This is a genomic window from Streptomyces xingningensis (genome assembly GCF_054957865.1).
Genome location: NZ_JBDJPF010000051.1, coordinates 15,846 through 33,409 on the forward strand (window position 1 = coordinate 15,846; position 17,564 = coordinate 33,409).

Below are 17,564 nucleotides of genomic sequence, written 5' to 3' on the forward strand. Positions count from 1 at the left end.
CAACAAAGACGAGGAGTAAGCCGTGCCCAAACCCACCGTCATCCGCTCGGTAGTCATCACCACGATATTCATCGCCGGGGTTGCCGGCTGCAGCGAAAAGGGCACCACCACCGCACCCGGCTCCTCGGCTTCCGCAACAGCCTCGAGCGCACAAGACATCATCGGCAGAGCCAACGCGGCCATGCAGAAGACCACCTTCCACTCCACCGGAACCACAACCTCCTTCAACGACCGCACCGTTGAAACCTGGTGGGACCCCGCGCAAGGGATGCACACAAAAATCACTTCACGGAGCGCGGAGAGCCAGGAGACCTTCTGCAAGGACGGCACCAACTACCTGAGCACGGCTATGCTGGCCGACTCGCTCCGGCAGTCCGGAAAGGCAAGCATCACCATCCCGTCGGACCTCACCAAGACCTACATCACCATGAACTCCGGCCAGGGCTGCGACAGCAACTATAAAATCCCGGACATCGGCACACTCGCCCCGGATAAAAACACCACCATCCGCGGCACCAAGACCACGGCAGTCGTGGCCAATTCAGGGCCCACGCAAGACGTGTATCAGGTCGCCGCACAAGGCACCCCCTACATCCTCCGACTGGACTCCACCCGCGACGGCCGGACCAGCACCACCGTGTACGACTCATTCGGCGCCGCGGTGAGCATCGCCCTGCCCCCGGCGGACCGGACCATGTCACTCGAGGACTTCAAGCGGCGCGTCTCCACGGCAGGCTGACACCGATGGCCGAGCCCGACCCTCCGGGCCCGGTCGGCCCGCAACCACCGGCCCTGGCGACGGCCTCCGCAACCGCCGCACACAAGCCCCCCGTTGCACCACCGAAAGCCCGGCAACCACCGCCCCCAGCACAACCCACCCCGCCGGCCCGGCAGCCATCACCACACCGGTCAGCAGCGGCGGCCCGGCCGACTTCTGGATCGACTGGGACATCCCGGCCACCCCCAGATACGCGGCACGGGCATCCCGAGGCGCCAGCAAGACCGCCAGCTCCCAGGAACTCACCGAACGCATCAGCTCCGCCAGCGTCACCAGCAACGCCGCGGCGAGCATGACGGCCGTCGCCACCCAGACCCCGCCTCGAGTCGCAACCGCCACAGCCGCGCAGCACAGCAGCATCAGGCCCCCGTACAACAGCAGTGCCCTTGCCACCAGACGCGGCCCCCCAACCCTTCGCGACACACTCAGCTGCAGCACCACGACCAGCACGGTGTTGATGACCAGGAACGCCGGTACCAGGGCGTGCGGCGCGGAGGTGTGGTTCACCAGCCACAGCGGCAGACCGACATTGAGGATCGAATCGTCAAGGTTCATCGGGATGTCCAGCAGCACAAACAGGAGATAGCCCCGGTCCCGCCACGGGCTCGCCCGACGGACGGGCGACCGCTCACCGGCCGCCGCGCCGACGGCCCCCGCGACCTCCACGCGGCCGTCCCGCGGCTCCCGAGTACGCCACACCAGCGCCGCCGCCACGACGAACGACAGCGCATCGCCCACGATCAGGGCCCGATAGGCGGCGCCGGACCCCACGGCCAGGCCGATGGCCGCGATCCCCGCACCAACCGCATAGCCCGCATTGGCCGCACTGCGCGACAGCGCCTGATAAGCCGCACGCCGCTCACCCGCCGCCCTGGTGGCGAACAGCATCTCCAGCGTCTTGGCCGCCCGGTCGCCCAGATAGGTCACGGCAACGACGGGGAGCAGCGCCGCAAAGCCGCTGCACTCCAGCAGCAGGCTGAGCGTCACCAGGCGGAGCAGGTGGCAGCCGATCAGCAGCGAGCGCACCGGGAGGCGACCGGCCAGCCATCCGGCCAGCGGTGAGCCGACGATGCCCGCCACCCCGGCAACACCCAGTAGTACACCGACCTGTTGGGCGCTCAGGTGCTTCACAAAGGTGAAATAGAGGACCGAGGACGAGGCCCACAGCCCCGAACCGGTTCGGTCCAGGCCAAGGGCGAGCAGCATGATCCGCGCGTTTCGGCCGCCCGGTGGATTGCGGAGCTGCGCTATCAGCCCCCGCCCGCCCCTCGAGGTCTCCTCGCCTCCTGCACCGCGCCGCATCGTCCGCCCCCGGGATATATCTCGACATCAAGAGATTCAGGGGTACCCTGCCCGGAGTTCATCTCGATGTCAAGATACTTGATGGCGACATACCTGGCTTCGAAGATTGCCGGCAGCGCCAACCACATCGCCGGTGCCGCGCCTTCACCACCCCTCCCGAAGCGACAAAGGCGCGGCACACTTCAGCCCGTCACCGCTTCTCGGCAGGGACACCACCCTTGGACGGCATGACGTTGGCGTGGCAGACCAGCCCCTTGCTGTCGGTGGTGGCGATCAAGCGGCCTTCGGCCTTCTGCGCCGGGACGCTCCCCTTGGGCAGCTTGATGTCCGCGCAGGAAACCTGCCCCTTCCGCTCCGTCTGCGCATACCGCGCGGACGTCTTGCCGGTGGCGCCGGAGTTCGCCTCGGCGGCAAAGGCCGTCCCGCTCGCAGCCATTGCGCCGAGGGCCACCGCAGCGGTTCCGGCGACAAAGAGGGACTTGCGGCGTGATATACGGATGCGCTTCATGATCGTTGCCTCTCTCGAAGGAGAAGACCTCTTACGGCCTTCTCGCTCCGTCCCAGCTCAGCAAGGACCATGTTTCGCCGACGTCTCCACGTTTCACCGGGCCGGGCGTCACCACTGCGGCAAGGGCATCCAGGCAGGCGTGACGCACCTTGCGATCACCCCACAGCACCGGATACGCACATCCCCCCAGGCATGCAAATCAAGAAGGCATTTACAGACACTGCCACCTTTGGCGACATTCAGCTCTTCCTTCGCCGAAGGGGGGCAAGGAGAGTGGTCCGGCACCCAAGCCTGTGGCAGTCGCCACTGGACAGGCCGTGAGAATTCGGAGAAAAGGTCATGCCTGCACCTCAGCTCCAGGACGGGCGTTACACCATCGGAGCCCACATCGGATTCCGGATCGTCCTGACCTCCACCCAACACGCTGTCGAGTTCGGTGCTCCCGTCATCGCCGCACCCGAGCTCATCCCTCCGATCCCCCAGGAGTGGCGGATCAAGCGCGTGGACCAGAGCCTGCCGGGGCAGTACCACATCACTCCCCTCTACAACCCCAAGGGCAGCCTGGTCTATGCCAATGAGGCGGCCTGGACCAATGACGTCGCGCCGGTCAACTGGGTGATCAGGCCCACCCCGTTCGGTGTGCACATCGTCTCCGACAAGGGACTCGCCCTGCGCGCCAATCACATCGGCGCCCAGATCACACTCGCCCCTGAGGACAACTCCCCCAACGCGGCCTGGTCTCTCCACTTCCTCGGGCCGATCATCGGCGACGAAGCAGACGGGTAGCATCACCGCCCTAACGCCCCCGGTCCGGCGAGGCACAACTCGCCGGACCGGACCGCGTATTACCGAGCATCCGCCCCCGCCGTGGCCGGTACCAGGGCACCTTCCGGCGCCCCTCGGCGGGCCGGACCCCCGACCGGATCAGCAACACTGTCACCGCCGGACTCGGCATCCGCCTCGCCCTCAGCGACTGAATATCAGCAGCCACCATGGCCAATAGCTGACCGCGAGTAGTGAGCGCATGTCTCCCCTCTGTACCCTGCGGGGTCGGGGAGGCGTAAGTGATGGCACTGCAAGATGAGTTGGCCGAGTTGTACGCGGAGCAGGGGCGACCCGCCGCACTGATAGGGGAGTTCCGACGAACCCCCGTACTGGTGCCACTCGATGGGCAAGGCGGCCTGTGGACGGCCCGGTACGGCGGCGTGTGGTGGATCTACGCGTTCACCGACGAGGCCTCATTGGCCCGGTTCGCGCTGACGCGCGATGGCGGTGAGGACGGCCCGGACTGGGAGTTCGTATCCGTGCTGGGCGCGCGGCTGCTGGATGTGGTGGTGCCCGCCGTCGGCGAGCCGACGGGCGTGGCACTCGATGTGGGAAGCGACACCCCGTTCTTTCTGCCACCGGTGGTGGGCATCGTGCCGGAGTCGGCAGCCGTTGATGCGGACACGGAACAAGTCAATGACCGCCCATACGAGGGGGGTTCGCATTGAGCGGGGACGACGGCAAGCTCGAAGCGGATGCGCAAGCCCTGGCGGAGATAACCAAGGGGCTGAACGACGCGATCGGCGAGCTCAAGAAGCTGGGAATGATCGGGGAAGCCGACACCGGCCGGGGTTTTGAAGACATCGCCCTCACCGGCCTGGAGACCGGCCATGACGGCCTGACCTCGGACTTGAAGAACTTCTGCGACCGCTGGGAGTGGGGCGTGCGCTCCCTGATCCAGGACGGCAATGAGTTCGCGAAGCGCGTAGGTCTTTCGGCAGGCATGTACCACGAGCAGGATCAGTACATCAAAGGCGTGCTCAAGGACGGAGTCGCCGCGTTCGGCGCCGATCCGACGCTGACCGATGAGCAGGTCGAGAAGATGTCCATGTCCGAGATCGCGGACCACGGCAACTTCGAGCACATCGACTACAGCGGCAAGTCTTTCTCCAGGGCCTTCGACCACATGAAGGAGACCGACAAGAACCTGCTCATCGACACCATCAAGGCGAACGGGCTGGATCCCAACACCAACAAGTTCGAGTACATGCTCAAGCCGCCTCCCGCACAGCAGCAGGGCGACGCTCAAGGCCAGGGTGAGCGCTGATGGGCTGGTTGGGGAAGGTCGGTCATGTCATCAAGTCCGGTGCGGACAAGGTCGGGGACCTGGGTGAGGAGGCCTGGGACGAGGGCAAGAAGAAGGTCGGCGAGGGCATCGAAGTCGGTGGCCATCTGGTCGGCAAGGGCCTGAACAAAATCGGCCTGCACCAGGCCGCCGACTACGTCGAGGACATCAGCGACGAATTCGCCGACGACCTCGGTGCCCACGTCAACGAGAAACAACTCGGCCAGACCGACTCGGCCAACGAACTCATCCACGGCCACCCCTCCACCATCCGCCGCTCCGTATCCCACCTCAAAGACTTCGGCACCGCCTTCGACAACGTCGCCGACGGCATGTCCAGGCTCGACTCCGACCACTGGAAAGGCGAAGGCGCCAACGCCTTCCGCGAAAAGTTCGCCATGCACCCCGCCCAGTGGCGCCACGCCTCCGACGCCTGCACGGAGGCTTCCAAGGCCCTGGACTCCTACACCGAGACCGTCACCTGGGCGCAGGGCCAGGCGAAGGAAGCGATCGCCCTGTACAAGGCGGGGAAGGCAGCGCAGAAGAAGGCGTACGACGACTACAAAGCGCAGGTCGATACGTACAACGCGGCAGCGAAGGCCTACAACGCCAAACTCGACAAGCACGAGGACCCCGGCCCGAAGCCGGCGTCCCCGCCCGCCCAGTGCAGTGACCCCGGCGCGGCAAAAATCCAGGAGGCCAGGGAAAAACTGACTGCCGCCCGCAAACAGCGCAACTCTGCGGCGGACGCGGCCCGCAAGGCCCTCGCCACAGCCCTCCAAAAGGCGCCCAAGAAGCCCGCCTTCACCAACCGCATGGTAGGGGACCTCAAGGACCTGGGCACCGCTACCAACATCGAGGGCGAGCACTTCCTCGGCGGAGTGGTCAAGAGCGGTCTGGACACGGTCAAGTTCGTCCGCACCGTCAACCCGATCGACCCATACAACATCACCCACCCCGCCGCCTACCTCGACCATCTCAACAACCTCGGCGCCGGCCTGATCACCCTCTCCAACCATCCCGGCCAGATCCCCTCCGCCCTCCTGGGCACCGGCTGGAACAAGGACGGCGCAGAAGCCGGCGGACGGCTCGTCGGCGACGGCCTGCTCGCCCTGGCATCCGGCGGCACCAACCTCACCACCACACTCGGCCGGCGCCTGGCCATGAACGCGGCCAAGAAGGGCATGGAGGACACGGCCCTCCAGAGCACCAAGCGCCTCGCAGGCGGCGCGGAACGCGAAGCGGGCGCGGCACGGGGTGAGCTCACCAGGCACCCGGACGAACCGGCCCAGCCACCCGGCTCGGAGGTGAAGGGCGACACGGACCCGGTGGATCTGGCCACGGGGCGTATGTTCCTGCCGCAGACCGATGTGACACTGCCCGGGTCGCTCCCTCTGGTGTTCCAGCGGCGGGTGAAGTCCGGTTACCAGTGCGGGCGGTGGTTCGGCGCCTCGTGGTCCAGCACCGCCGACCAGCGGCTGGAGATCGACCCGGCAGGTGTGATCTTCGTGGACGAGTACGGCAGGCTGCTGGAGTACCCGCACCCGGTCCCCGGTGTCCCCACTCTCCCCGCCAAAGGTCCCCGGCGCCCTCTCGAGCTCTGCGCTGATGGCGCCTACGCCATCACCGATCCCCATGGCACCGGGTTAACCTGGCACTTCGCCCCGTACGACGCCACAACGGCGCTGCTGGAGCAGATCACCGACCGCAACGGGCACCGCATCGCCTTCGAGTACGACGCCGACGGCACCCCACTGGCCATCGCCCACAGCGCCGGCTACCGCATCCGCATCACCACGGGCGCGGGCCGGATCACCGCGCTTCACCTCACCGGCGCCGGCCCCGGCAGCCGGGCCACGGAGCTGGTCCGCTACGGCTACACCGGCGGACACCTCACCGAGGTCTTCAACTCCTCCGGCCGGCCCCTGCGTTTCACCTACGACGAGCGCGCCCGCGTCACCTCCTGGATCGACCGCAACGACCTTGCCTATCGCTACGCCTATGACGACGAGGACCGCTGTGTCTTCGAGTCCGGCTCCGAGGGTCACATGCGCTGCACCCTCGAGTACGAACCACGGGACCCCGGCACCGGCCTGGCCGTCACCCAGCTCACCGATTCGCTCGGCCACACCCACAGCTACACCTTCGACCGCCGCGGCCGGCTCGTCGCCGAGACCGACCCCACAGGCGCCACCACTCTGTCCCGGTGGGACCGCTACGACCACCTCCTCTCCCGCACCGACCCCCTCGGCCGCACCACGGAATTCCGTTACGACGAGCGTGGTCACCTGACCGCGGTCATCCGCCCGGACGGTCGTCAACTCACCGCCGCCTACAACGCACTCGGCCTGCCCGAGACGACCACCGGCCCGGACGGCACCACCTGGCACCAGACCTACGACGAGACAGGCAACCGCAGCTCCGTCACCGACCCCACCGGCACACAGACCCGCTACACCTACGACGCATACGGCCACCCGGCCACCCTCACCGACGCTCTCGGCAACACCACCCGCATCACCTGCAACCCGGCAGGCCTGCCCGTCGAGATCACCGACCCCCTCGGCGGCGTGACCAGCTACCGCCGGGATCCCTTCGGCCGCATCATCACCATCATCAATCCTCTCGGCGCCACCGCCCATCTCTCCTGGACGATCGAGGGCAAGCTCTCCCGCCGCATCGCCCCCGACGGCGCCCAGGAGACCTGGACCTACGACGGTGAAGGCAACTGCACCACCCACACCAACGCCCTCGGCGGCATCACGAGGTACGAGTACACGCACTTCGACCTCCTCACCGTCCGGACCGGTCCGGACGGCGTCCGCCACGAGTTCACCCACGACACCCAGCTCCGGCTCCGGCAGGTCACCAACCCCCAAGGCCTGACCTGGTCCTACGACTACGACCCGGCCGGACGCCTCACCTCGGAGACCGACTTCGACGGCCGCACCCTCACCTACGCCCACGACGCGGCGGGACAACTGACCGCCCGCACGAACGCACTCGGCGAGACGATCGCCTACGACCACGACCTACTCGGCCGTGTAGCGACCAAGAACACCAACGGCCAGGTCACCGCCTACACCTACGACCCGGCGGGCCGCCTCCTCGAAGCCACCGGCCCGGACGCCACCCTCGTCTACCACCGCGACCGCCTCGGCCGTGTCAGGTCCGAGACCCTCAACGGCCGCACCCTCACCCACACCTACGACAGACTCGGCCACCGCACCCGCCGCACCACCCCCAGCGGAGCCACCACCACATCGACCTACGACACAGCGGGCCGCCGCACCTCCCTCACCACCTCCGGCCACACCCTCAACCTCGAACACGACGCCGCAGGCCGTGAGATCGCCCGACATTTCGGCGACAACATCACCCTCGTTCAGGACTGGGACGGAGCCGGCCGCCTCACCGCCCAATCCCTCACCACCAATACCAACACCCCACTCATCCACCGCGCTTACACCTACCGCCGCGACGGCCACCTCACCGGCATCGACGACCCGACAACCGGCACCCGCACCTTCGACCTCGACCAGACAGGCCGAGTCACCGCCGTTGACGCCCCAGGCTGGACCGAGCGCTACACCTACGACTCAGCAGGCAACCAAGTCGAGGCCGCCTGGCCCACCGACCACCCCGGCACCGAAGCACAGGGCGCCCGCACCTACACAGGAACCCGAATATCCCGGGCGGGCACCATCCGTTACGAGCACGATGCCCAGGGCCGCATCGTCCTCCGCCAGAAGACCCGCCTCTCCCGCAAACCCGACACCTGGCGCTACACCTGGGACGCCGAAGACCGCCTCACCGACGTCACCACCCCCGACGGCACCCACTGGCACTACCGCTATGACCCCCTCGGCCGCCGCATCGCCAAACAACGCCTCACCCCCACCGGCGACATCGCCGAACAGACCGACTTCACCTGGGACGGCCCCACCCTCACCGAGCAGACCACCACCGACACCGGCCTCCCCCACCCCGTCACCCTCACCTGGGACCACAACGGCCTCCAACCCATCGCCCAGACCGAACGAATATCAGCAGCGGACACCTCCCAACACGAGATCGACCAACGCTTCTTCGCCATCATCACCGACCTCGTCGGCACACCAACAGAGTTGGTCGACGAGAACGGCACCACAGCCTGGCGCACCCGCACCACCCTCTGGGGCACCACCACCTGGCCCGCCAACAGCACCACCTACACCCCACTCCGCTTCCCCGGCCAATACTTCGACCCCGAAACCGGACTCCACTACAACCTCCACCGCCACTACGACCCAGAGACAGCGCGCTACACATCGCTTGATCCACTCGGTCTAGATCCCGCCCCGAACCCAACGACATACGTCCACAACCCCCACACCTGGACCGACCCTCTCGGCCTCGCGCCATACGAGGGCAACGGTGGACTTGGAGAACTGGTCAAGGTACACAAGCCAGACCCAGCCGCCGACGCTCTTGCTGAGCGGCTCGGCGGCGAGTCCCGGGTCAAGTTCGAGAACGACCCGAAGGGCCGGGAAATTGATGCAGTCAGCGATGAGTACGTCGCGCAGTCGAAACCCGGGGGGATGCAAATGGGAAGTGCCCTACGGAACCAAGCCAAGGCAACATTCGAGTACGCTATACAATCCGGACGAACGCCATATTTCCACTTCGAGGGCGAACCTGGCCCCGGCGTCATCGATAAACTGCAGGAGTATGGCCGCCGCTACAAGATCGAGCCCATCATCGACATATCCCCTCTGAAATGAGCAAGATGTACGAATTTCATGGCTGGTTCGGCATCGCCGAGTCACCAGAAGAATCAGACACGGGAAGCCTCGATGCCGGTATCGTCGACCTGCGAAAACGGATCGCGCGGGTCGAGTGGACGACTGGCGAAGTTGTATTGAACCTTCACAACGGGGAGTACTTCGTGCTGGCCAACGGCTTGGTGAACCGCCGACGTGACGAGGCTGCGGAGTTGGACGCACTCCTGCATCACATTGCCATTCGCTTCCCCGGCTCCTGGGGGCTGCTCTACGAACGTTCCTCTGACATGGATGACCCTCCAGGGCAGGGAGCCTTTCGCGTCCGCGTCATGGCTAGAGGAAAAATCCATGTACGCCTGGACCCATTTCTCTCACCCGTCCGCCCAGTCATTGAGGACTGAGCTTCACTCGGCACGAGTGAAACTTCGGCGCTACAATGCCTTATGTCGATGACGTGGCACGAAACCAACTTCCACAGAGCGAAGAGGTGCCGATACGTCACATGATCAAGGTGTGCACATAGAAACCAGAACCCCGAGGATACGAGTCTGTTTCACCTGTGGCACTGACACACCCGCAGAACGCTCATCCCCTTGGAACCGAGGCCATGGCCGCAACACAGCTACATGGCACCTCGTATCGCGCTGCAGCCGAAGGCTCCGACCACATTTGCGGGACAATCTTTAAGCGAGCAAGCTTTGAAAGAATTCAGTCACGAGCAGATCAAAGCACTGCTTTCCGCTCCGCGATTCATCGACAAACCTGCGGAGCAGCAGTGCCCTGCTTGCGGCGAGCAAGCCGTCCGTACCTACATTTACCGGTACTCGGGACCCATGCGAACTGTACTCATCACCTATTCGTGGTGTTCCGCATGTCGACGTTTCAAGGGATGGACTGGCCCGGACTTGGGGCACCTGGATCTCTCTGATCCACTGAGCTCATTGCCCACACAGAAGCGTTCTGAAATGCAAAAGAATCTCAAAAAACTCTTCCGGGCTCTTGATGACCTTTGGGACTCTGGCGAACTCCCACAGACATTCCGGCGTGCATTCTAATACTGCTGAGCCGGATTGACGTAAGGGGTATGGCACGGTGGTAGACAAGTGGTTGGAGTCGGCAAGAACGAACTTCCGTAGCGGCTCGGAGCACGTGCAAGGTTAGCCCCGACAATCACCCAGCGGTTCGAGTCCCGCTGGATGCCGCCTGCCGAGTATGACGCGATGGTGCAGACGGGCGTTGCCCAGAAAGGTGCCGGCAGAACGGCCTGCGTGGCGAAACCTGCAGACCCGGCGGCATGCCAGTCGTCAGACTGCATCAGGCACGGGACACGTGGACTTCGACGTCCTGGGTAGTTCCCTGTATCCGGCGGATGAGCCCGGTTGGGTGCGGATACCAGGCCCCAACTCGCTGCAGGCACCGCTCGCGCTGCGACGCAGCCTGCCGGTGCCGCAGTTCCCGCCCGCATTGAACATCCAGTGGCTGACGGAGAAGTGATGACAAGCGAAGAGATGCTGTTCACCGGTCTGCGGGCCTGGGTCACGGACCGTGCGCCGATGCTGGCGAACGAAGGGGTTGAGTGGCACCTGGACGACTCGCGCGCTCAGTGGGGCAAGGCGAGCCTGTCACTCTCCCTTGACCGGGAGGAACGGATCAGCCAGCTGACCGTGTGGGCCACCGGGGAGGTTGAGCTGGAGCATGCGGAAGTCGCCACCGGTCTGGTCAGTAATGAGCATCGCGATTTGGCCTCACTCGCAGACCTGAACCAGGTGCTCGACGACCTCTTGCGATGGCAGCAGGGTGGCGAGTTCGTGAAGTCAGGCCGCTGGCAGTGCCGAGGCGGGGAGGAGCAACGCGCCAACGCTGAAGAACCCCACGAGCGCGTTGAGTTTGTCGCGGCCCCACTTGGCCGACGGTGGACAGGCAGGACTGGAAGACGGCAGAGTCAGCAGGCCCTGAAGGGCGCACCAGCAATCACCGGAGATGCATCTCTGGGCCTTGACTGACCGTTGGTCGCGTTCCGCATGAAATCCATTACCCTATCCATGATAAGCCAAGACGGGGAGTATCAGGAAATCACCGTCCAGCCCTCCTCTCGATCTCCGTATGAGCTACGGGTAACGCGGGAGGGTCACTCAGAAATCACTTACGCTGGCGAAACCTTATTCTCATGTTTGTTGGACGCGCGTAGGGATCTGGAGCGCGATGGCCTGCTTCTGTGCTGTCAAGGCGCGCGATGGAACGTCACAACTTCAGGTATGCAGAGTCAAATGACTGGCGGGCGATTTGCATATATTTTTGACGCCGCAACGCACACCATCGATGAGGATCCTGTTGATATTTTCGCCCCTGCACGTCTAGAAGACGTAACCACTGTAGAAAATCAACGCAAGGCAATATTTGACTTCTTCGGGATCCAGGACAGACAGTAACAGATCACTCCAGGATCAGGGATCCCAAGAAACACGTCGACGAACGTCCTCCTGATGCCGCGTCTGGCCAATGTGAGACCTTAGGCGGGTTGACCACCGGAATGAAATATTGGAAAGTCATCTGGCATCACGTTTTCACCGACGAACCCATCATGCTTCTTAGTGAAATTGGGCATGACGGATACGAAACTCGCAAGGTTGCAGAGTTTCACAACGGGCAACTGCTGAGAGCAGACGAATTTCATGAAGGGCGCACGATTGGACTCAGTGAGATTCCTGTTGGCTCTATCGATGACGTGGCGGCACAGCCAGAGTTCTCTGCAAGTAAAATTTCACACACAGAGTTCGAAGAGACATGGAATCGAGCAGTATGGCCTGACTGAATCACACCATGCACATCAGTAGCTCCTTACAACTACCCCCAGATGGCATCTGTCTGATCTCATTGCTCAAAGTAGGTGATCAAGTTCTCCGCGCTTGGCGGCTTCGACCAGGTTGCGCAGGCCTTGGCGAGTGGTGGTGATCAGCTCGCTTGGGCGGGCGGTCTCGCGAAGTATGGGGGTGCCGTTGGACATGTGCCCTATCTGAATGCAGGTGTTACCTCCGTTTCCACCACAGAGGGGATCCTGCCACTGGATCTCAGACATCTTGTTCCTTCAGGTTTCCTGGGCAATGGACTGGATGAGGTTACGAGAATCGCTCGGAGAGAGGGAGCAAGCCTCCGTCTCATCGAGCAGGCTCCGGTAGTCGGCCAAGTCTCTTTCGGAATCGACAAAGACTGAACCGTGGTAGTTGTCCAGCTGAACTGTGTCGAGTTGGGCAACTGCCCCATGGGCGTAGCAGATTGGTTGCCCCGGCCCGGCAAAGCCGCCGGAGTCGAAGGGGAGTGCGCGCAATGTGATGTTGTTCCGTTCGCTCATGTCGAGGAGGTGGGTCAGTTGGGTACGGGTGGCCTTGGGGCCTCCGAACTGCATGCGCAGTGCAGCTTCATGGATAATCGCGGTGAACTGCGGTGGGTTCTCTCGTAGGTAGAGGATTTCTTGGCGCCGCATGCGGTGGGCGGCACGTAGCTCAACTTCCCTTGCGGGCAGGGCTACCAACGACTTCTCGAAGACTGCACGAGCGTGCTCTGCGGTTTGCAGCAGGCCGGGAATGTGGACCATGACGAACATGCGCATCGCCGTAGCGTGGTGTTCGAGCTCGGCGACGTCCTGGAAGGCTGTTGGGAGCACGTCCCGGTAAGAGTCCCACCAGCGTTGGCCACGGTCTACTGCCATATCTGCCAATGCGTTAACGAGCGCACCGTCCTGGCAGTTGTAGTTGAGGGCAAGTGCTCGTACCCGGTCGGCACTGATACCGAAGCGGCCTGACTCGATGTTGGGGATGCGGGTCCGATCCACGCCGAGAAGGGCCGCAGCCTCCTGTGTTGTTACACCGGCGACCTCTCGTAGCTTGCGCAGCTCGCCGCCAAGTCGACGCTGGCGAACTGTGGGGATGCTCCTCGGTGGCATGTCACCTCTCTCTGGATACGCCGAACAGTCTGCCCTTGAGGAGGCGACGGTTCCACCTGGTAGCAGGGTTCCATGAACGCGTAGCACCATGCGCCTGCGATGCGCTACCGTCGGTGCTGCTTCAATCACACGCAGCGGCGCCGGAAGCGTACCGCGCGAGCATGCCCACCTGTCCTGGGGTGAGGTGTGCCCGTGCCCAGGGAGGCAGGCCGCCGGCACCCGGCCGCGTGCGAGAACTCCCCCACCTGCGAAAGCTCTTGGAGTGACCGCGCATGAGCATCAGCCCACCTTGCCTGCCCGAAGAGACGCGGGCGTCCGTAACGCCCGAACAGCCCAGTCCCGCCAGCCTCAACTACTCGCTCGGCCTGCCGGGCGGAGCGTACTGCCTCGCGACCGCCCGGACACTCGTGCGGCATTTGCTCACCGAGCACGGGCTGGACGAGATGGCCGAGCTCGGCGTGCTCGCCGCATCCGAACTCCTCGGGAATGCCTGTCTGTTCACGCCTGGGCGGGATGCTCACCTGTCGCTGCGATGGCGGTACGGGATGCTGCGGCTGACCGTATTCGACGAGCATCCGGCGCATGCGGCGGAGACCGTGGCCGCATGTCGTGTGCGGCGGCGGGAGGCGCTGTCGACGCTGGATGCCGTCGTGGCCACCTGCGGTGGCGTCTTCGGGCTGGAGGAGGCACGGCGACCACTGATCGGAAGCAAGATGTGGGTCGTGTTTCCTCGAGAGGCGGCGAGGAACTACGCGCGGTTGTGACGCGCCCTGGCTTGGCGGCGTGCCGAGTTGGAAGGGGACAGTCAAGCCGGCTGCCGGGGTTCACTTCAGGTCGTGGGAGGCGTGATGCATGCTCGGGATCGTCTCGTGGTCAACTGTCAGCACCTTGAGAGGTGGGAGTCTGGTGACGGTGAGAAGTGGTGCACGGCGTGTGGGACGCGGCGGTTTACGGAGTACGGCGCGTTGAGGCCTCCTGGGCTGCCTTCCGCGGTGATGCCGTCCGACGAAGAGCGGGGCCGGGCGGACCGGATGGCAGCTGCGGTGATCTCGCGGACGGTGCGGCACCTCAGCCACTGGGGGCTCAGTGATGCCGCGCTGTGGCTGGCGGTTTGACTGGACCAGGCACGGGAAGATGCAGCGGATCTTGTCGTCAGGCCGGTTTGCGGAGGGGGCTCGCGGAGTACGCTGCTCATGGATGATGTCTTGTCAGCAGCGTCAACTGGCCGGGCAGCTCGGCTGCTTGGGCATTGTGGTGGCGTTTTCCGAAAAGGGAGTCCTTGACCCATGGCAACCAAAGAGGAGACCGAGGCGCTGTACGCCCTCGACATCTCTGGCGTCGAGTGGCTGAGCGCGCCTGACAGCCCGCCGGATCTGCCACGCGTCGAGATCGCTTACTTGCCGGGAGGGGCGGTGGCGATGCGGTCGTCGGAGGATCCGAACACGGTGCTGCGCTATACCGAGTCGGAGTGGCGGGCGTTTGTCCTGGGCGCGCGGGACGGGGAATTCGACCTGACGTGAGCATGGAGGTGGGGTGGGCAAACGTTGGACGTTGCCCACCCCACTGGCCTGTGGCCGCAGCCTCAGCCACCCATGAAGTAGCTGGCTGCTTTCTTGTCCGAGCCATGGAACTGGGTCTTGGCTTCCGTGACTCGCTGCGAGACCTGCGACAGGGCCGTCTGGATCCTGTGGCCCGCCTGCTGGAACTGCTTCTGAGCGTCCTGCATTGCCTGGAACGCTTCGCCTTCCCAGCCTTCGGCAACGGCGACCGTGGCCTGGCCCATGTGCTCGAGCTGCTGGGAAAGGTTGGTTGCGACCTTGCTGATGTCGGTAGAGGTCTCTTCCAGGGAGGCGTAGTGGACTACGAGCTCTCCGTCATGTCCTGGCATGGTTTTCCACTCTCCGTGGTTGTGCGGTGAATTGAGGTCGGCTGTGGATCGTCAGGCCACAGCGGCTTACTACCTCGAGAAGGAGTCAATCCCGCTGGAGCCGCCCCCACCGACGTCAACACTCTTCAGGCTGGCTTCGATCTCCTGGTCAGTGGCGCCCGCAGTGCGGTGGGTGCGAACCACTGCCTCGTTGATGTGCCTGATCTTCTGGTTCACCTTGGTGTGCTCTTCGCTGAGGACAGCATGCGCATTCTGGAAGGCAGTCATGGCGGCGCCCTTCCAGTGCTTACCGCCCTCAAGACGCTGGAGGGTGTCGATCAGCGTCTTGTAATCGGCCTCGAACTGAGAACTGGCCTGTTGCATGGCGTCGTTGAACTTCTTGAAGTGTGCATCATCGACATGCTGCCTGCCGCTCATGTTCCACCTTTCGTTGTGATGTCAGTGCCCCCCCTTGTGGGAGCGAGTATGGCGGACGCTCAGTGTCGCCAAGGGTCTCCTGGAGGCGGCGGGGGTACCGGGCCGGGGAACGGCTGCGGTGCGGGCTTTCGCTTGCCGCGTTGCCTGACGATCGCGAAGGCGATCACTGCGGCGGCGAGTACGGCGGCACCTGCCCCAATTCCGATCCAGGTCATGGTTCGGTCTTTGGTGTGGCTTGGGTTAGGTTCGGCGACGGCAGAGCCGTGCTGGGCGGCTTCGGTGGATCCGCCGCTGGGTGTTGAGGGAGGAGAGGACGGCTTGGCCGAGAGCTTTGTCGTCGCGCCCTCGGCTGCGAGGAGGGGGTTTACGTCGGGGGGGCCGGGATTGCCTTCACCGTCGACGAGGACCTTGCGGGGGCGGACGCCGCCGTAGCCGATGTACTTGCTGGGGATGTCGCCCTCGGTGGGTTTGCCGGCGGTTTGCATCATTACACGGAGGACCTGGTTGTTGGTCCAGTCTGGGTGTACGGACCAGATTAGGGCGGCGGAGGCAGAGGCGATGGCGGTTGCCTGGCTAGTGCCTCTGCCGAAGCAGAATCTATCCCGATTCTTGCTGCAGTGTTCAGCAATACGGTCACCGTAGGCAGCCAACGCTACTTGGGGGCCGTATGTTGAGAACTTGGTTACGGATCCTTCGCGATCGACTGCCGCAATCCCTACGACCCCCTGCATAACAGATGGGAACTCAGGAAGATTATCCTTGTCTCCACTGTTACCCGTGGCAGCGAAGATCAGGCTTCCTTTCTTCAGTGCATAGTCCACGGCCGATTGGGTCTGAGTTGCGTCAGCGGCGGAACTTGGGGATCCCATGGACATATTGATGACCCGAGCGTGATTGTCCGCCGCATAGTGAATAGCCTTTGCCATCGACGAGTCAGTGTGGAACGGGTCCTCTGGAGGCGGCACCTTCACAGGGAGGATCTTTACATCAGGTGCAAGCCCTTGAATCCCACCACTGTTTGCCGTGCCAGCGATGATGGCAGCCATATTCGATCCGTGCCCCTCGTCATCCCGATGTGCCCCAACGGGCTTGGGAGACACATCAGCTCCATCCAGCACCTGGCCATCTAGCTCTGGCAACGACGGATCCACACCGTGATCGATCACAGCGACAGTTACGCCCTTACCTGTGCTCACCTTCCAGATGTCATCGGCGTGCATGGAATCCAGGTACCACTGCTGGGAACGAGTGTTTTGGGCTGAAGCCACCGCCACAATGCCCACTTGCGAGAACAGGACAAGCCCTAGCGACACCAGCACAAGCGCAGCACATCGGATCACACTGCGATCCTTGAACGACATGTGGTTGGGTCTCCTCCACGCTGGGCAGCGTCCGTTGTTCCTCTACTCGACAACCGGCGGCACCGCATGACGCTGACCGCCCGCCCCGGTCTCTTCATTGTTTACTTGCTTGTGGGGTCGGTTGCGCCGCGAACCTGCCGCTTGGCCCTCACGTACGAGACCAGAGCCGCCAGCGGTGAATTCAGACCGCCCTGTGCCACGGGTCCGCTGACGAGTGACGTCACCGCCAGGTTCCGAAGCCAATCGCCGAACCCCACCACTACGCGCTGAAGGCCGTTCGTTTCCAGCCACAGGAGTCATTCCCATCCCAACGGGGCCACGCGCAAGAGTATTGCGTTCCTCTCCCGCAACCGTTCCCTTCAGTGGGCGTTGCCCGTTCACCGCGCCTCCCCGGGGAGAGCCAACAACCCCACCTGGTTCCGTGGCGATCCGCCGCGCGGACCCACTGTTGGGCACGCCAGTGGCACCGGTGCCGAAGCCGTGGCCTCCCACCCCCA

The 17,564-nt window shown here is 64.1% G+C and carries 20 protein-coding genes; 13 read left to right on the forward strand and 7 right to left on the reverse strand.

Annotation, left to right across the window (positions count from 1 at the left end):
- The first annotated feature begins 22 nt into the window (after positions 1-22).
- Positions 23-739, forward strand: coding sequence for a hypothetical protein (locus ABCR83_RS23745; protein WP_462697176.1), 717 nt, complete (start codon positions 23-25; stop codon positions 737-739).
- Here the strand turns inward: ABCR83_RS23745 and ABCR83_RS23750 are convergent.
- Complete coding sequence (locus ABCR83_RS23750) at positions 698-1,984, reverse strand: MFS transporter (protein ID WP_462697177.1); 1,287 nt, start codon at positions 1,982-1,984, stop codon at positions 698-700. The genes ABCR83_RS23745 and ABCR83_RS23750 overlap by 42 nt on opposite strands.
- A gap of 286 nt (positions 1,985-2,270) precedes the next feature.
- Positions 2,271-2,588 (reverse strand): hypothetical protein, encoded by a 318-nt coding sequence (locus tag ABCR83_RS23755; protein WP_462697178.1) that lies wholly within the window; start codon positions 2,586-2,588, stop codon positions 2,271-2,273.
- Between the two features lie 339 nt (positions 2,589-2,927).
- Here ABCR83_RS23755 and ABCR83_RS23760 point away from each other — a divergent pair, with 339 nt between their 5' ends.
- The 9 genes from ABCR83_RS23760 to ABCR83_RS23800 all read left to right on the forward strand — a co-directional run bounded on the left by ABCR83_RS23760 (position 2,928) and on the right by ABCR83_RS23800 (position 12,273).
- Positions 2,928-3,374, forward strand: a complete 447-nt coding sequence (locus ABCR83_RS23760) for a hypothetical protein (RefSeq protein ID WP_462697179.1) — start codon at positions 2,928-2,930, stop codon at positions 3,372-3,374.
- Positions 3,375-3,655: 281 nt separating this feature from the next.
- Positions 3,656-4,081, forward strand: coding sequence for a hypothetical protein (locus tag ABCR83_RS23765; RefSeq protein WP_462697180.1), 426 nt, complete (start codon positions 3,656-3,658; stop codon positions 4,079-4,081).
- Positions 4,078-4,680 carry a hypothetical protein gene (locus ABCR83_RS23770; RefSeq protein ID WP_462697181.1) on the forward strand — a complete coding sequence of 201 codons (603 nt, stop codon included), beginning with the start codon at positions 4,078-4,080 and terminating at the stop codon, positions 4,678-4,680. Before ABCR83_RS23765 ends, ABCR83_RS23770 begins: the two co-directional genes overlap by 4 nt.
- Positions 4,680-9,461: a putative T7SS-secreted protein gene (locus ABCR83_RS23775; RefSeq protein ID WP_462697182.1), complete on the forward strand. Its 4,782-nt coding sequence runs from the start codon at positions 4,680-4,682 to the stop codon at positions 9,459-9,461. The genes ABCR83_RS23770 and ABCR83_RS23775 overlap by 1 nt, the downstream gene beginning before the upstream one ends.
- A complete protein-coding gene (locus ABCR83_RS23780; RefSeq protein WP_462697183.1) occupies positions 9,458-9,862 on the forward strand; it encodes an Imm7 family immunity protein in 405 nt (134 codons plus the stop codon). The genes ABCR83_RS23775 and ABCR83_RS23780 overlap by 4 nt, the downstream gene beginning before the upstream one ends.
- A gap of 795 nt (positions 9,863-10,657) precedes the next feature.
- Positions 10,658-10,813, forward strand: a complete 156-nt coding sequence (locus ABCR83_RS23785; RefSeq protein WP_462697184.1) for a hypothetical protein — start codon at positions 10,658-10,660, stop codon at positions 10,811-10,813.
- Entirely contained in the window at positions 10,740-10,955 is a 216-nt protein-coding gene (locus ABCR83_RS23790; protein ID WP_462697207.1) for a TreTu family toxin, read from the forward strand. The genes ABCR83_RS23785 and ABCR83_RS23790 overlap by 74 nt, the downstream gene beginning before the upstream one ends.
- Positions 10,955-11,464: an immunity protein TriTu family protein gene (locus tag ABCR83_RS23795; protein WP_462697185.1), complete on the forward strand. Its 510-nt coding sequence runs from the start codon at positions 10,955-10,957 to the stop codon at positions 11,462-11,464. The genes ABCR83_RS23790 and ABCR83_RS23795 overlap by 1 nt, the downstream gene beginning before the upstream one ends.
- A gap of 515 nt (positions 11,465-11,979) precedes the next feature.
- The gene (locus tag ABCR83_RS23800) at positions 11,980-12,273 is read left to right on the forward strand and encodes a DUF6881 domain-containing protein (RefSeq protein ID WP_462697186.1); all 294 of its coding nucleotides are present in this window, start codon (positions 11,980-11,982) and stop codon (positions 12,271-12,273) included.
- 66 nt (positions 12,274-12,339) lie between these two features.
- Here the strand turns inward: ABCR83_RS23800 and ABCR83_RS23805 are convergent, their stop codons facing one another.
- Together ABCR83_RS23805 and ABCR83_RS23810 are read right to left on the reverse strand one after the other, a co-directional pair.
- Entirely contained in the window at positions 12,340-12,537 is a 198-nt protein-coding gene (locus tag ABCR83_RS23805; RefSeq protein ID WP_462697187.1) for a DUF397 domain-containing protein, read from the reverse strand.
- Positions 12,538-12,546: 9 nt separating this feature from the next.
- Positions 12,547-13,401, reverse strand: coding sequence for a helix-turn-helix domain-containing protein (locus ABCR83_RS23810; protein WP_462697188.1), 855 nt, complete (start codon positions 13,399-13,401; stop codon positions 12,547-12,549).
- Between the two features lie 272 nt (positions 13,402-13,673).
- On the opposite strand from ABCR83_RS23810, the gene ABCR83_RS23815 reads away from it, so the two are divergent.
- The 3 genes from ABCR83_RS23815 to ABCR83_RS23825 all read left to right on the forward strand — a co-directional run bounded on the left by ABCR83_RS23815 (position 13,674) and on the right by ABCR83_RS23825 (position 14,921).
- A complete protein-coding gene (locus ABCR83_RS23815; RefSeq protein ID WP_462697189.1) occupies positions 13,674-14,165 on the forward strand; it encodes an ATP-binding protein in 492 nt (163 codons plus the stop codon).
- An 84-nt stretch (positions 14,166-14,249) separates the two neighbouring features.
- Entirely contained in the window at positions 14,250-14,516 is a 267-nt protein-coding gene (locus ABCR83_RS23820) for a DUF6255 family natural product biosynthesis protein (RefSeq protein ID WP_462697208.1), read from the forward strand.
- 171 nt (positions 14,517-14,687) lie between these two features.
- Positions 14,688-14,921 carry a DUF397 domain-containing protein gene (locus ABCR83_RS23825; RefSeq protein WP_462697190.1) on the forward strand — a complete coding sequence of 78 codons (234 nt, stop codon included), beginning with the start codon at positions 14,688-14,690 and terminating at the stop codon, positions 14,919-14,921.
- Positions 14,922-14,983: 62 nt separating this feature from the next.
- Here the strand turns inward: ABCR83_RS23825 and ABCR83_RS23830 are convergent, their stop codons facing one another.
- From ABCR83_RS23830 to ABCR83_RS23840, 3 genes are all read right to left on the reverse strand, one after another.
- A complete protein-coding gene (locus tag ABCR83_RS23830) occupies positions 14,984-15,289 on the reverse strand; it encodes a WXG100 family type VII secretion target (protein WP_462697191.1) in 306 nt (101 codons plus the stop codon).
- A gap of 69 nt (positions 15,290-15,358) precedes the next feature.
- Positions 15,359-15,706, reverse strand: coding sequence for a WXG100 family type VII secretion target (locus tag ABCR83_RS23835; RefSeq protein WP_462697192.1), 348 nt, complete (start codon positions 15,704-15,706; stop codon positions 15,359-15,361).
- Between the two features lie 59 nt (positions 15,707-15,765).
- Complete coding sequence (locus tag ABCR83_RS23840) at positions 15,766-17,067, reverse strand: S8 family serine peptidase (RefSeq protein WP_462697193.1); 1,302 nt, start codon at positions 17,065-17,067, stop codon at positions 15,766-15,768.
- Between the last annotated feature and the right edge of the window lie 497 nt (positions 17,068-17,564).